The organism is Arthrobacter sp. HLT1-20 (genome assembly GCF_054510895.1).
Window position 1 is genome coordinate 28,069 of record NZ_JBTNDR010000022.1, and the last position, 12,933, is coordinate 41,001.

12 protein-coding genes are annotated in these 12,933 nt (G+C 62.3%); 4 read left to right on the forward strand and 8 right to left on the reverse strand.

Annotation, left to right across the window (positions count from 1 at the left end):
• Positions 1–157 precede the first annotated feature (157 nt).
• Positions 158–595: an RDD family protein gene (locus ACX80Q_RS12490; protein WP_459330852.1), complete on the forward strand. Its 438-nt coding sequence runs from the start codon at positions 158–160 to the stop codon at positions 593–595.
• 175 nt (positions 596–770) lie between these two features.
• On the opposite strand, the gene ACX80Q_RS12495 is transcribed toward ACX80Q_RS12490, so the two are convergent.
• From ACX80Q_RS12495 to lipB, 3 genes are read right to left on the reverse strand one after another with little or no spacing between them, the layout of a single operon-like run.
• Positions 771–1,535, reverse strand: coding sequence for a DUF4191 domain-containing protein (locus ACX80Q_RS12495; protein WP_459330853.1), 765 nt, complete (start codon positions 1,533–1,535; stop codon positions 771–773).
• A gap of 32 nt (positions 1,536–1,567) precedes the next feature.
• On the reverse strand, positions 1,568–2,584 hold the full coding sequence (gene lipA, locus ACX80Q_RS12500) for a lipoyl synthase (RefSeq protein ID WP_459330854.1): 1,017 nt from the start codon (positions 2,582–2,584) through the stop codon (positions 1,568–1,570).
• Positions 2,581–3,297, reverse strand: a complete 717-nt coding sequence (gene lipB, locus ACX80Q_RS12505; RefSeq protein WP_459330855.1) for a lipoyl(octanoyl) transferase LipB — start codon at positions 3,295–3,297, stop codon at positions 2,581–2,583. Before lipB ends, lipA begins: the two co-directional genes overlap by 4 nt.
• Before the next feature lie 111 nt (positions 3,298–3,408).
• Between lipB and ACX80Q_RS12510 the strand changes: the two genes are divergently transcribed.
• Entirely contained in the window at positions 3,409–5,130 is a 1,722-nt protein-coding gene (locus tag ACX80Q_RS12510) for a protein kinase domain-containing protein (protein ID WP_459330856.1), read from the forward strand.
• A gap of 154 nt (positions 5,131–5,284) precedes the next feature.
• On the opposite strand, the gene ACX80Q_RS12515 is transcribed toward ACX80Q_RS12510, so the two are convergent.
• On the reverse strand, positions 5,285–5,713 hold the full coding sequence (locus tag ACX80Q_RS12515; RefSeq protein WP_459330857.1) for an OsmC family peroxiredoxin: 429 nt from the start codon (positions 5,711–5,713) through the stop codon (positions 5,285–5,287).
• 109 nt (positions 5,714–5,822) lie between these two features.
• On the opposite strand from ACX80Q_RS12515, the gene ACX80Q_RS12520 reads away from it, so the two are divergent.
• The gene (locus ACX80Q_RS12520) at positions 5,823–6,170 is read left to right on the forward strand and encodes a VOC family protein (protein ID WP_459330858.1); all 348 of its coding nucleotides are present in this window, start codon (positions 5,823–5,825) and stop codon (positions 6,168–6,170) included.
• A gap of 36 nt (positions 6,171–6,206) precedes the next feature.
• Here ACX80Q_RS12520 and ACX80Q_RS12525 read toward each other — a convergent pair whose 3' ends face one another.
• The 4 genes from ACX80Q_RS12525 to ACX80Q_RS12540 form a co-directional block, all read right to left on the reverse strand.
• The gene (locus tag ACX80Q_RS12525) at positions 6,207–6,560 is read right to left on the reverse strand and encodes a hypothetical protein (RefSeq protein WP_459330859.1); all 354 of its coding nucleotides are present in this window, start codon (positions 6,558–6,560) and stop codon (positions 6,207–6,209) included.
• A gap of 161 nt (positions 6,561–6,721) precedes the next feature.
• Positions 6,722–8,407, reverse strand: coding sequence for a 2-oxoglutarate dehydrogenase, E2 component, dihydrolipoamide succinyltransferase (sucB, locus tag ACX80Q_RS12530; RefSeq protein ID WP_459330860.1), 1,686 nt, complete (start codon positions 8,405–8,407; stop codon positions 6,722–6,724).
• 141 nt (positions 8,408–8,548) lie between these two features.
• Complete coding sequence (gene lpdA, locus ACX80Q_RS12535) at positions 8,549–9,931, reverse strand: dihydrolipoyl dehydrogenase (RefSeq protein WP_459330861.1); 1,383 nt, start codon at positions 9,929–9,931, stop codon at positions 8,549–8,551.
• A 309-nt stretch (positions 9,932–10,240) separates the two neighbouring features.
• Positions 10,241–11,764, reverse strand: a complete 1,524-nt coding sequence (locus ACX80Q_RS12540) for a leucyl aminopeptidase (RefSeq protein WP_459330862.1) — start codon at positions 11,762–11,764, stop codon at positions 10,241–10,243.
• Positions 11,765–11,963: 199 nt separating this feature from the next.
• On the opposite strand from ACX80Q_RS12540, the gene ACX80Q_RS12545 reads away from it, so the two are divergent.
• On the forward strand, positions 11,964–12,929 hold the full coding sequence (locus ACX80Q_RS12545) for a proteasome assembly chaperone family protein (protein ID WP_459330863.1): 966 nt from the start codon (positions 11,964–11,966) through the stop codon (positions 12,927–12,929).
• The last annotated feature ends 4 nt before the right edge of the window (positions 12,930–12,933 follow it).

The following is a 12,933-nucleotide window of genomic DNA, read 5'->3' on the forward strand; positions in this document are numbered from 1 at the left end:
GTTTTGGCCGGCTGGGTGCGGCCATGGTGCATGTGCAACTGACATAAGACTAGAACCGTGCTATTTCCCGTCCGTGTCCGAATTGTTTCCGGCACGTTACACGCACTCCAAGATCCCGCTGTGTTCGGCAACAAGCTTGCGCCGGTAGGCTGGGGGAGTGGTAGAACGAAAAGACATAGGTTCTTGGCTCAGTGGGCCGGACACTTCCAATATATCCAAATTCCCCGGCGAACGCTTAGGTTTGCCCGAATCCGGGCGCGGCTCCATGGCCCGCGCCGGGCGCCGCATCCTTGCGCTCTGCATCGACTGGGGCCTTTCCTATCTCATCGCGGCAGCCTTCTTTGACGGCCATCCCAATGCGATTCTGGCCATTTTCGCGGCCGAACAAATGCTATTGGTTGGCACGCTTGGCTACAGTGTTGGGCACAGGATCGTGGGCATCCACGTCATGAGGCTCGACGGCGGCCCGCCCGGCCTGCTGGCAGGCATGGTTCGCGCGCTGCTCCTGTGCCTGGTGATTCCCCCGATCATTGTTGACGCCGACCACCGTGGCTTGCACGACAAAGCCAAGAAAACCATCCTGGTCCGCCGCTAGCCGGGAACAAGTCGGGGGTTGCTGGGCAGCTCCACCGAAAACAGGAATGAGAATGGCCCGGCAGGAAAACCTGCCGGGCCATTCTTTGTCACTGACTACCTAGGTACTACGTGGGCTGCTTAGCGTCCGCGTGATGCCTTGCGATCGGGGCGCGCCTTGTAGGGGTCTATTTTCCTCAGCGTCCTCGTGATGCCTTGCGATCGGGGCGCGCCTTGTAGGGGTCTATGCCCTTGGGGATGGGGAGCTTGGTGCCCATGGAGGCGATGCGCTTGTTGACTGCGCTGACCTCAATCTTGGTCAGCTCATTCTTGAGCTTGTTCATCTTCTTGGTGACCTGGGCGATCGGCACCTGGCCCTCGCCCTTGCCGGTCTCGATGACCGTGATGGTGACGTTGGGCAGAATCCGGCTCAAACGGCGTCGTTCTGCATCAACCAGGCCCTTCACACGCGCGGAGGGCCCCTCGGTCACCAGAACAATTCCGGGGCGGCCAATGGCGCGGAACACCACATCCTGGGTGCGCGGGTTCACCGAGGCGGGCTGTTCGTCAAAGATCCAGCCCCTCTTCAGCGAGCTCAGCGCAGCACCGGCGGCACCGGGCTTGCCCTCGATCTGTGAATACGCTGCGCGCTCAGCGCGGCGCGACATGATCAGCAGCGCACACAGCAGACCCAGCGGGATGCCGATCAGCAGGCCCGTGATCCAGTTTTCGAACAGGAATCCAACAAGCAAGCTGAGGGCGATCGGACCCAAGAAAGCACCCAACATCAGCCACGTGACCATGGGGTCGTGGCGGCGGGTCATCTTGAAGATGTCCACCATTTGCTTGATGCGGCTGGGCTTCTTCGTCTTCTTCGGCTTGTCAGCCTTGGGGCTACGAGAAAAGAGGGAACGCTTGGGTTTTTCAGCGTCTGTCTGTGAGAAGTCAGTGGTTTTGGCCATAGTAAGTCAATTCTAGCGGGTAATCGGCGGAATTATTGTGCTGTGATGAGTGAGGCTGCTTCTTGGCGGGTGTGGCCGGAGTCCTCGATGCCGTCGGCGATGTGGGCGAGGTGTTCGGGGATGTCGCGGCCCTTCTTGCGCATGGCGGTGGCCCACAACCGTCCGGCCCGGTAGGAGGAACGCACCAGGGGCCCGGACATGACACCGAGGAAACCGATTTCTTCCGCTTCCTGGTTCAGTTCCATGAACTCTTGTGGCTTGACCCACCGGTCCACGGGCAGGTGGCGTTCGGAGGGGCGCAGGTACTGGGTGATCGTGATCAGGTCGGTACCGGCGTCGTGCAAATCCTGCAGGGCCACACTGATTTCTTCCCGGGTCTCACCCATGCCCAGGATCAGGTTCGATTTGGTCACCATGCCCAGGTCACGGCCCTGGGTGATGACATCCAGGGACCGGTCGTAGCGGAACGCGGGGCGGATGCGCTTAAAGATCCGGGGCACGGTCTCCACATTGTGCGCGAACACCTCCGGGGCGGACTCGCAGATCGCGGCAATGTTCTCGGGCTTGCCGGAGAAGTCAGGGATCAACAACTCCACCCCGGTGTTCGGGTTCAACTCATGGATCTTACGCACCGTCTCGGCGTACAGCCACACACCCTCATCCTCGAGATCATCCCGGGCCACCCCGGTCACGGTGGCGTAGCGCAGGTTCATTTTCACCACGGAACGGGCCACCTTGGTCGGCTCGAACCGGTCAATCGGGGACGGCTTGCCCGTATCAATCTGGCAGAAATCACACCGTCTGGTGCACTCGGACCCACCAATCAGGAACGTGGCCTCACGGTCTTCCCAGCACTCAAAAATGTTCGGGCAGCCCGCCTCCTCACACACCGTATGCAGGCCCTGACCCTTGACCAGGTTCTTCATGGCAATGTACTCCGGCCCCATGGAAACCTTGGCCTTCATCCACTCCGGCTTACGCTCCACCGGCACAGCAGCATTACGCTGCTCAACGCGCAACAACTTACGACCCTCAGGTGCCAACGTCACAGCAGTGCTCCTTCTGACTGGTCCGCTGCAGCGGCCCCAGCGGTTGTGGCCAATGGCGGCTGAAATTCCGCAACAAGCGGGGTCAGGATGCGGGCCGTGGCCACCTTGATCTGCTCCAGCAGATCGGCCGGGGTGATGGTCTTGCCGGTTTCCGCCTGTAGGGAGGTGGTGCCGGCGTCGTTGATGCCGCAGGCGATGATTTGTTGGTAGGGTGCCAGGCTGTTGCTGGCGTTGATGGCAATCCCATGCATGGTCACTCCCTCGTGAACCCTGATGCCGATGGCCGCAATCTTCCGGTCAGGACCCAAATCATCGGCCAACAGCCAAATGCCTGCCCGGCCGCGCACGCGTACGCCGTCCACGCCGTGGTGGGCCAGGACATCAATGATGATGTCCTCCAGCGCATGGACGTAGGCCCGGATACCGTGATGGTCGGCCAATCGAACGATGGGGTACATGATCAGCTGGCCGGGGCCGTGCCAGGTTAGTTTTCCGCCGCGGTCAACGTTAATCACGGGTGTCCCATCAAAGGGGCGCTCGTGGTCTTCGGTGAGCTTACCGGCGGTGTAGACAGCTGCGTGCTCCAGGAGCAAAACAGTGTTGGGAACTGTACCGTCAACCACTCCAGCGTGGATGACGCGTTGCTGATCCCACGCAACTGTGTAATCAATGAAATTCGGTGCAAATCCGACGTCGCAGAACTCAAGAGTCATAGAGGTCACTTTAGACCTTGTTGCATCTTCGCCTAAATCAGAATTTCCGCCCCTGCTGCATGCTGTGGATAACTTTGAGCAGAAAAATGAAAACAGGACTACTACTGATATATGGAACTCCACGTATCTCCAGCAGGGGCCGGGCAGCCGCCCATTGTTGCTGGTTTCGACGCAGTGCGGTGTCTAGGATCCGGGGCTCAGGGGCAGGTTTGGCTTCTGGCTCCACGCAATGGCGGCCCGGCCGTGGCAGCGAAGATTCTGGCTGTCAGGGCCGACGGCGACAGGGCTGGCGGCGGTGTAGCCTCGCGTCACAATGAAAGCTACATCACACAGGAACTGCGGATTTTGATGCAGTTTAGACATGAGCACCTGATCCCGGTGCATGGTGTGGTACACGATTCGGGCGGGACCCTTGTTCTCCTGATGGACCACGCGGCAGGCGGTTCTGTGGGGCAGCTGGTTCGCGCATCAGGGCCACTGACAGTGGGCGAAACGGTCACGGTCTTGACACCGCTGGGACAGGTGCTGTCCTTCCTGCATGGACGCGGGGCCGTTCACGGTGACGTGTCGGCCGGCAATGTCCTGCTCAGCGCCGCAGGCAAACCGTATCTGGGTGATTTTGGTCTGGGCCGGCTCCTGGGCCAGGGGCCGGCGGAACTGGCAGGGACTCCCGGATTCGTGTGCGGGCAGGACGCCGAACGCAACGAGGCCTCCGATGTGTTCGGCATGGCAGCGGTGGGGTGGTTTGCCTTGACAGGCCATGTGCCACCGGCATCACACAACCGCCTGCCACTGACAACGTTTGTGCCTGAGGTACCCGCAGAGTTGCTGGCTGCCCTGGAGGCCGGACTCAATGAAGACGCCAGGCAGCGTCCCACGGCAGCAGCCTTCGCCCAAGCCGTATTTCGCAGTGCCCGCGCTGAACCGGTGGCCCTGGCCAATGCAGTCCATCCCAGTGTGCTGCCCGAATTGCTCACCCGTCAGGAATCACTGGCAAAAGGGCGCCGCGGAAAACGAGGAGGAGTGCGGGGTACCTTTCCCCGGATACTGCCCCGCTGGCGTGGTGCCGACGAGCCTACGCTGAGACGGTGGCCGCGCCGGGGGCTTGGTGCCCGGGACGGGCAGCGGCTGGGCCGGTTGTGGGATGACGATGGCCGTAGGGTAAGTAGGCACGGTGTGAGCGGGCACCATTCCGGCGGGCACGGTGGCGGAGGCCGGCTTTCGGGCGTGGTCCGCGGCAGGGCGGCTGCGGCAGTGTCCCTCAGCCTAGCTGTGCTGATTTTGGGCGCTGGTGCCCTGTTCCTGGTGCCCACCTGGTTCAACGGCGTGGATGGTGCCCATCAAGCAGCTCCGGCCTTGCCCAGGGTGACAAACTCCCAGCACCCCTCCATGGCATGGGCGGCAGCGCTGCCGGCGGAGATTCAGCGGGGGCTTGTCGCGCAGGAGCCGGTGGAAGCCCTGGCGGCCTTGGCGTGGACGCGTTCCCATGCCTTCTCGACGGCCGACGGCGAACTGTTGGGCAACATCAACGCCCAAGGCTCGCCCGCCCTCGCCGCGGATGCAGCAGTACTGTCGGAGTTGGCACGGCTGGGGCACCGCCTGACCGGTCTGGATTCCAGAATTGGTCAGGCCGAGCTGGCTGGCCCCGCTGCCGAGGGCCGGGCCACAGTCCAGGCGAGCGTGACCACCAGCCCATTTGCGGAGCAGGATGCCCAGGGGGCTATTGTGCACAACCACGACCGGGAGCAGACCCAGGAACTGGCGGTGGTCCTGACGCACACGGATGGGCGCTGGGTCATTGAACGAACACTCCCGGTGGGCACAGAAAAGTAGGTGGCGGCCGCACAAGGCAGCTGCCACCTACTCAAAAGCGACGCGAGGGCCCCGAGCCGAGGTACGAGGCTTGGGAGTGGGTGGATGGGCCCACAACTCCGAGGGGCCCCACAGGCGGGTCGCTTGCGACCTGCCTGTGTGGAGGAGCTGGGGACTATGCCTCCAGTGTTGCCTCAAGTGTGATTTCCACACCTGTAAGGGCGCCCGATACGGGGCAGCCCGTCTTGGCGCCGTTGGCGATGGCATCAAATTCTTCCTGGCTGATGCCGGGGATCTTTGCTGACAGCGTCAAGTGGCTGGTGGTGATGCCGGTTCCGGGCACGAACGTGACAGCAGCGCTGGTGTTCACGTAGTCGGCTGCGTGGCCGGCACTGCTGAGTTCGTTGGAGAACGCCATGGCGAAGCAGGAGGAGTGAGCTGCGGCGATCAGTTCCTCGGGGCTTGTCTTGCCTTCGGCTGCTTCGGCGCGAGCCTTCCAGGTGACGTCAAAAGTGCCCAGTTCCGAGCTGTCCAACGTTACCTGACCGGCGCCTGTGGGAAGGTCGCCGACCCAGCGTGTGTGGGCATTGCGAGTTGTAGCCATTTTCACTCCTTTAAGGATCAAATATTGATTCAATGCCACATCTAGTCTTGGCATTCCCCTCAACCTTATGCCGTAGATCGCATTGCTGCGCGCCAATTACACTGGGCGCATGGTTAAGCTATCCACTATTGTCATCAACACCAACGATCCGGCAGGCCTCGCTGAGTTCTGGACTGCCTTCCTGGAGACTGAGGTTTCCTTCTCAGACAGCGGATTCACGTGGCTGAGGGCGGAGCAGGGCCAGCCGCGTTTGGCTTTCCAGGAGGTCACCGAACCCACAACAGGGCGGCGTCGGCTTCATCTGGACTTTACGGCGGACGACGTCGACGCCGAGACCGCGCGTGCCCTATCCTTGGGTGCCACGCACGTCGAGGAACACGCCATCAGCGACTTCAGCTGGGTTGTCCTGGCCGATCCCGACGGCAATGAGTTCTGCATCGCCCCCGATCACGGCTAGCCGTTAACGCACACAGGCGCGAAAAGCGCAGTTATGTCAGACCCAGAAGACTGCCACGGCGATGTTGATGAACGCCATGCCACCCACAGCGTGGGCCAGGCCCTTGGGGACGTCCTGGTTGTTCTTGACCTTGCGGCGGCCAATAAACGCTGCCACAACCACAACGAGGGCGATGATCAGCTTCACGGCAATCTTGAAGTGGTTGGGGCCCTCGCCGTCGCCCATTTCAGCCAGGCCCACCAGCAACAAGCCGGTGATGAGCTGGACCAGTGCACCAATCCACTGCCACTGGGTGACTGTGGGCGTCTTGAACGCAGCGAGCCAGCCGCCAACAATCGCAGCGGCACCAAGAATATGCAAGAACACGAGAACCAAGCGTAAAATTTCCATGCCAATAGCTTATGCAACTTAGTGACACAGTGTCTATCAAGGTGTGCCTTATGTGGCTAACATGACATGGCGCAGAGGCAGCATGGCACACCAGGCGGTACAACGACGGCGGGCGGTGGCGTGATTTCTTCCGTCCCCGGCCGCCGTCGTGCCTTCAGGTATTACAGGCCCAGGTCGGCCTCGAACGCGCCATCTTCCAGGCGGGTCTTCAAGGTCTGCAGGAAGCGGCCGGCGTCCGCGCCGTCCACCAGGCGGTGATCGTACGTCAGGCACAGGTACATCATGTGGCGGATGGCGATGGTGTCATCGCCGTCTGCGTCAGCAACAACCACTGCGCGCTTGACGATCGCGCCGGTGCCCAGGATGGCAACGTTGGGCTGGTTGATGATGGGGGTGTCGAACAGGGCGCCAACGGAACCGATGTTCGTGATGGAGAACGTGCCGCCGGAGAGCTCGTCCGGACCGATCTTGCCGCTGCGGGTGCGTGAGGCAACATCGGCAATCTTGCCAGCCAGGCCGGCCAGGTTCAGATCGCCCGCGTTGGAGATGACAGGAACCAGCAGGCCCTTGTCGGTGTCCACAGCAATCGCCAGGTGCTCGGCGTTGTGGTAGGTGATCAGCTGAGTTTCCTCGTTGTATTCACCGTTGACGGCCGGGTGCTGCTTGAGCGCCTCGGTAACAGCCTTGGCAATGAACGGCAGGAACGTCAGCTTGGTGCAGTTGGTGGCAGCGAACTGGTTCTTGGCCGAGTTGCGCAGCTTGACGATGCGCGTCATGTCAATCTCGTGCACCTGCGTGAGCTGTGTGGAGGCTTCCAGCGACTCGCGCATGCGGCGGGCAATGACCTGGCGGATGCGAGGAGCCTTGACCGTGGTGCCGCGCAATGAAGACGGTACGACGGCGGGAGTGGACTTGGGCGCCGATGCTGCGGCGGGTGCCGGGGCAGCCGGTGCGGCGGCAGCCTTGGCTGCTTCTGCGGCGGCAACAACGTCCTGCTTGCGGACGCGTCCACCAACACCGGTGCCGGTGACGGTGGCGATGTCAACGCCGTGCTGGTTGGCGAGCTTGCGCACCAACGGGGTCACATAGTTGGACTCGGCGCCTGCTGCGGGAGCGGCCGGAGCAACTACCGGTGCTGCGGGGGCAGCAACCGGGGCAGCAACCGGGGCGGGAGCGGCAACAGGGGCGGGTGCAGCAACGGGTGCGGCCACCGGGGCGGGAGCGGCAACAGGAGCGGCCGGAGCAGCTACTGCAGCTGCGGCGGAGCCGATCAATGCCAGCACGCCCCCAACTTCGGCTGTCTCGTCCTCGGGGACGCGGATTTCCAGCAAGACGCCAGCCACGGGGGAGGGGATCTCGGTGTCAACCTTGTCGGTGGAGACCTCAAGGAGCGGCTCGTCGATTTCGATGGTGTCGCCAACGGCCTTCAGCCAGCGGGTGACGGTACCTTCGGTGACGCTCTCGCCCAGGGCTGGGAGCACCAGTTCGTGGGCGTCGCCGGCGGGAGCAGCAGCGGGTGCTGCGGGGGCCGGTGCCTCTGCAACCGGAGCTGCCTCAGGGACGGGTGCTGCGGCCGCGGGAGCTTCCACAGGGGCGGCAGGAGCTGCTGCGCCGGTGCCGATGCGGGCCAGTGTGGCGCCAACTTCTGCTGTTTCGTCCTCGGGAACAAGGATTTCTTCCAAGATGCCGGCAAAGGGCGACGGGATTTCGGTGTCAACCTTGTCGGTGGATACTTCCAGCAGGGGCTCGTCGATTTCGACGCGGTCGCCGACCTGCTTGAGCCATCGCGTAACGGTACCTTCGGTAACGCTTTCACCCAATGCGGGCAAGTTCACGGATTCAGACATTGCGTCCCCGTTCTCCTTCATGTGCGCTGCATTTCGCTCATGGTGCACCTGCGTGCATCTGCCGCGAAATTCTTTAGATTAAGTATGTTTTTAGCTTAGTGCACCCGACGCGGGCGCCGGGTGCACTAAGAAGGTTCTTATTTAGCCGTGGAGCGGGCGTCCGGCCAAGGCCATTGCCGCTTCTCCAAGAGCTTCGTTCTGTGTGGGGTGTGCGTGGATGAGGCCAGCAATGTCCTCCGGGTATGCTTCCCAGTTCACAATGAGCTGTGCTTCGCCGATCTGCTCGCCAATGTGGCTGCCGATCATGTGGACACCCACCACGGGGCCGTCCTTTTCGCGAACAAACTTGATGATGCCGCCGGTGCCCAGGATGGCGCTCTTGCCGTTGCCAGCCAAGTTGTACTCGGTGGTTTCAACGTTGGCGTCGCCAAACTTTTCCTTGGCCTGCAACTCGTTCAAACCAACTGAGGCAATCTCCGGGTCGCAGTAGGTGACCTTGGGGATGTTGATGTCTTCAACAATCACCGGGTTCATGCCGGCAATTTCCTCGGCAACGAAGATACCCTGCTGGAAGCCGCGGTGTGCCAACTGTATGCCGGGGACAATGTCGCCCACGGCGTAGATGTTGCCGACGCCGGTGTGCAGGCGGTCGTTGGTGATGACGAAGCCGCGGTCAATCGTGACGCCGGCTTCTTCGAAGCCCAGACCTGCGGTGGACGGGCCACGGCCAACAGCCACGAGCATGAGGTCCGCTTCAAACGTCTTGCCATCAACCAAGGTGGCCTTAACGCCGTCGTTAGTCTGCTCAACCCCCTGGAAGAAGGTGCCGGTGTTGAACTTGATACCGCGCTTGCGGAAGGTGCGCTCGAGCACCTTGATGATGGCTGCATCCTCATTGGGGACCAGGGAGGCCATGCCTTCAATGATGGTCACGTCCACGCCGAAGGACTTCCACACGGACGCAAATTCCACGCCGATGACGCCGCCACCGAGCACGATGGCGCTCTTGGGCAGGGTTTCCATGGTCAGCGCATCGTCGGAGTTGATGACCTTGCCGCCGATTTCCAAACCAGGCAGGCTGCGGGAGTATGAACCGGTCGCCAGAACAATGTTCTTGCCCGTGTAGTTCACCCCGTTCACCGTGATGGTGTTGGCGGCAGTGAGCTTGCCCTCGCCGTCGATGACAGTGATGCCCTTGCCCTTGATGAGGCCCTGCAAACCCTTGTACTTGCCGGCAATGATGCCGTCCTTGTACTTGTTGACAGCCACCAGGTCAATGCCGTTGAGCTGGCTGTTGACGCCAATGGAGGCGCCTTCGCGAGCGTGGTCGGCTACTTCGGCTGCGTGCAGCAGCGCCTTGGTGGGGATGCAGCCGTTGTGCAGGCAGGTGCCGCCCAACTTGCTCTTTTCCACCAAACCAACGGTCATGCCCAATTGGACTGCTCGAAGTGCAGTTGCGTAACCGCCGCTGCCACCGCCGAGAACCAAAATATCGAATTCTTGCCCAGCTGCCTGATCGGCCACTTAGACGCTCCCTCGCGTTCGGGTGACGCGCACATTAGCGGCGCGTCATCTCATCAATTGTTGATAGAAGCGACACATCCATAGCGGATGGTCTACAACTTCTCAGTCAAAGACAAATACTTTCAGCATTTACCTTACGTCAGTTGTCCCATGCAACACCGTCACGGCTGTCACAGTAAAGAGGAATGTGTTCATACTCACTTTTCCGTTTCCTGTGCGGGAGTGGCCGGTGCTGTGTGCCCAAAAACTTGTCGCGGTCCCGTGAACTCACGGGACCGCGACATACCTGCAAGGATCTACTGGCCGGTACTACACACTGCGGGCCACAACATCTTCGATGTAGGCAACCAGTGTGCGCACGGCCATGCCCGTGCCCTGCTTGGGTGTGTAGCCGTACGGGGCGCCCTCATTGAAGGCAGGACCGGCAATGTCCAGGTGGGCCCAGGGGATGGTTTCGCCGTCCTTGCCCTTACCAATGAACTCCTGCAGGAACACGGCAGCTGTCATCATCCCGCCCATGCGTTCGCCAATGTTGGCCATGTCAGCCACAGGGGAATCCAGTGAGGGGCGCAGTTCCTCCGGCAGCGGCATGGGCCAGACCAGCTCTCCAGCCCTGTCGGCCGCGGCCTTCAGGGCTGCGCTGACTCCTTCATCACCCATGACTCCGGCAGTGCGGTGGCCCAGGGCCACCACCTGGGCGCCCGTCAAGGTTGCCACGTCGATGATGACGTCGGGGAACTCGCGGGAGGCGGCGACCAGGCCGTCGGCCATGACCAGGCGGCCCTCGGCGTCGGTGTTGAGGACCTCAACAGTTTTGCCGCCAAAAATGGTCAGCACATCGGAGGGGCGGATGGCCGTGCCGGAGGGCATGTTTTCCGCGATGCAGAGCCAACCGGTGACATTGACGGGCAGGCCAAGACCGGCCACGGCCAGGACGGCGTTCAAAACGGCTGCGGCACCGGCCATGTCGCATTTCATGGTGACCATGCCTGCGCCGGGCTTGATGGAGATTCCGCCGCTGTCAAAGGTGATGCCCTTGCCCACCAGGGCCAGATCGGCGACCGCCTTGTCCGACTTGTATTCGAGCTTGACCATGCGCGGCGGGCGGGAGGAGCCCTGGCCAACGCCCATGATGCCGCCGTAGCCGTCCTTGAGCAGACGCTTCTCATCGAAGACCGTCACCCTGACCGGCAAACCCTTGGCCAGATCCTTGGCAGCGTCGGCAAAAGTGGCGGGGTAGAGAGTGCTGGGGGGCTCGTTGACAAGGGTGCGGGTGGCGTTGACTGCCTTGGCAAGCACCGTGGCCCGTTCCAGCGCCGCCGCCAGCTCCGGATCCTTCGCCAGTGTGGAGAAGATGGTGACCTTGGCGACGGGATCCTTCTTGCCTTCGGTGTTTGAGTGCAGGCTGGCGTACTGGTAGGCGCCCAGGGCGGCACCTTCGGCGAGGGCGGCGACCTGGCCCACCGCCGTCGTCGGCAAAGCAAGAACCACATGGCTCAGGCCAGCCAGCTGGCGGATGGCGGCACCGGCTGTGCGGCGCAATGATTCGTCGGTGATGGCCTTGCCCTTGACCGGGCCAATTCCGGCGAGGACCAGGGTCTTGGCGCCGGTGTCCGGCAGGCCGGGCAGGCGCACCACCTGGTCGGCGGCGCCTGTCACGCCCAAGGCCGTCAGGGATGCCTCCAGCGATGTCAGCGCCACTGCTGACAGGGGCGCATCCAGGATGAGCGGACCATCGGGACCCTTGCCAACAGCTATGACGAGGGCGTCCGCAGCCAGCTTGGCCAAGCCGGTGTTGATGACGCGGAAGGTGATATTTTCTTTGGCACTCACGGAAATACTGTCCTCACGTTGTGGTGTTTCTGAACGGGTGTCGCTGTTACCGATCGTAGCGCCAAGCGGGGATCCCTGCCGCGAACGGCCGTGTTGCCGTGGTGTTGGCGCACGCATCCGGCCCGCCAGCCGTTGCGGGATGATTCCGGACGCTTGCGGCGTTGTGCACTGTAGAGACGTAAGCTGCATCAGGAAGACTATGAATAACATCGAATACACACCCTTTGCCGATCCCGAGTCCCTCTATGCCCTCAACGAGCAGCTCATCGAAGCCGAAGACCTGCGCGGCACCAACCTGTTGATGACCTTTACCGGTTTCTCGGATGCCGGCCATGTGGTGACCCAGATTGCTGCGGAGCTGGGGGAGGAGCTGGCAGGGGACCCCGTTGCCGTCTTCGACATCGACCAGCTCATCGACTACCGCTCGCGCCGGCCCCGGATCACGTTCACCGAGGACCACCTCAGCGACTACAAGGCTCCCTCGCTGGTGCTGTACCGCATGGTTGACGCCCTGGGCACGCCGTTTTTGTACTTGACCGGCAACGAGCCGGACCTGCAGTGGGAGCGCTTCAGCCTGGCCGTCCTTGGCCTAGTGGAGCGCTTCGACGTCAATCTGGTGGCCTGGGTGCACTCGGTTCCCATGCCCGTGCCGCACACCCGCCCCATCGGCGCCACGGTGCACGGCAACCGGCCAGACCTTATTGAAGGCATCTCGGCGTGGAAAACCACCCTGGAAATTCCCTCCGCGATTGGCCACGTGCTCGAGTACAAGCTGGCCGCCGCCCACCGCAACGTGGTGGGGTACGCCATCCATGTGCCGCACTACTTGTCCGACGCCGAGTACCCGCCGGCCGCCGTCGCCGGTCTGGAATACCTGGGTGCGGCCGCCGCCCTGATGCTTCCCAGCGAACGCCTCCGTGAGACCGGCCGCGCCGTGGAACGCCAAATCACCGAACAGGTGGAGGGCTCCAGCGAGGTGGCCACCGTGGTTGCCAACCTTGAAAAGCAATACGACGAACACACGGACGGGACGGCGCGGCGGTCCCTTTTGGCCGGGGACAATGACGAACTGCCAGGCGCCGATGAGCTGGGTGCCGCCGTCGAGGCGTATTTGGCCAGCCGGGACTCCGGCAAGGAAGACGACACGGAATCTGGCTTACGCTAAGTGA

What these genes read in the sequence shown, in the direction of transcription:
- ACX80Q_RS12495 (WP_459330853.1), bottom strand. Translation starts at nt 1,535, where the DNA reads ATGGCCAAAACCACTGACTTCTCACAGACAGACGCTGAAAAACCCAAG.
- lipB (WP_459330855.1), bottom strand. Translation starts at nt 3,297, where the DNA reads ATGACTCTTGAGTTCTGCGACGTCGGATTTGCACCGAATTTCATTGAT.
- ACX80Q_RS12510 (WP_459330856.1), top strand. Translation starts at nt 3,409, where the DNA reads ATGGAACTCCACGTATCTCCAGCAGGGGCCGGGCAGCCGCCCATTGTT.
- ACX80Q_RS12515 (WP_459330857.1), bottom strand. Translation starts at nt 5,713, where the DNA reads ATGGCTACAACTCGCAATGCCCACACACGCTGGGTCGGCGACCTTCCC.
- ACX80Q_RS12520 (WP_459330858.1), top strand. Translation starts at nt 5,823, where the DNA reads ATGGTTAAGCTATCCACTATTGTCATCAACACCAACGATCCGGCAGGC.
- ACX80Q_RS12525 (WP_459330859.1), bottom strand. Translation starts at nt 6,560, where the DNA reads ATGGAAATTTTACGCTTGGTTCTCGTGTTCTTGCATATTCTTGGTGCC.
- sucB (WP_459330860.1), bottom strand. Translation starts at nt 8,407, where the DNA reads ATGTCTGAATCCGTGAACTTGCCCGCATTGGGTGAAAGCGTTACCGAA.
- ACX80Q_RS12545 (WP_459330863.1), top strand. Translation starts at nt 11,964, where the DNA reads ATGAATAACATCGAATACACACCCTTTGCCGATCCCGAGTCCCTCTAT.